Genomic DNA, 427 nt, shown 5'->3' with positions numbered 1-427 from the left:
TCGCCGAAAATTCGCAATTACTCACAAATTTTACCTTAGCCTGATCCGTTACCAGTGAAAGTAACGTTCAGTCTATCTTTCTATCACATACCCAAATTTTTAAAGAACGATCTAATCAAAGACTAGAAATCAATATTCATTCGCGAATATTCATTTCTAAACTCTAACAGTAGAAACAGTTAATGGTGGAGCCAAACGGGATCGAACCGTTGACCTCCTGCGTGCAAGGCAGGCGCTCTCCCAGCTGAGCTATGGCCCCATAACAAAATTGGTGGGTCTGGGCAGATTCGAACTGCCGACCTCACCCTTATCAGGGGTGCGCTCTAACCAACTGAGCTACAGACCCAATTTCGAGCGCGTAACTGATTAGCTAAGAGCTATCAGCTTGGAGCTTAAAGCTGCTTCTATCGTCTTCTTCAATGAATCA

The 427-nt window shown here is 44.0% G+C and carries 2 tRNA genes; both read right to left on the bottom strand.

Going from position 1 to position 427, the window contains the following annotated elements:
* Window positions 1-183: 183 nt before the first annotated feature.
* Window positions 184-259: transfer RNA gene (locus HX811_RS31775), tRNA-Ala, on the bottom strand.
* 10 nt (window positions 260-269) lie between these two features.
* Window positions 270-346 (bottom strand) — tRNA-Ile (locus HX811_RS31770).
* Between the last annotated feature and the right edge of the window lie 81 nt (window positions 347-427).

This window comes from Pseudomonas sp. F8002 (genome assembly GCF_013385495.1).
Classification (GTDB): domain Bacteria; phylum Pseudomonadota; class Gammaproteobacteria; order Pseudomonadales; family Pseudomonadaceae; genus Aquipseudomonas.
The sequence above is the reverse complement of the archived record's forward strand: the minus strand, read 5'-3'. Positions and strand labels throughout refer to the sequence as shown.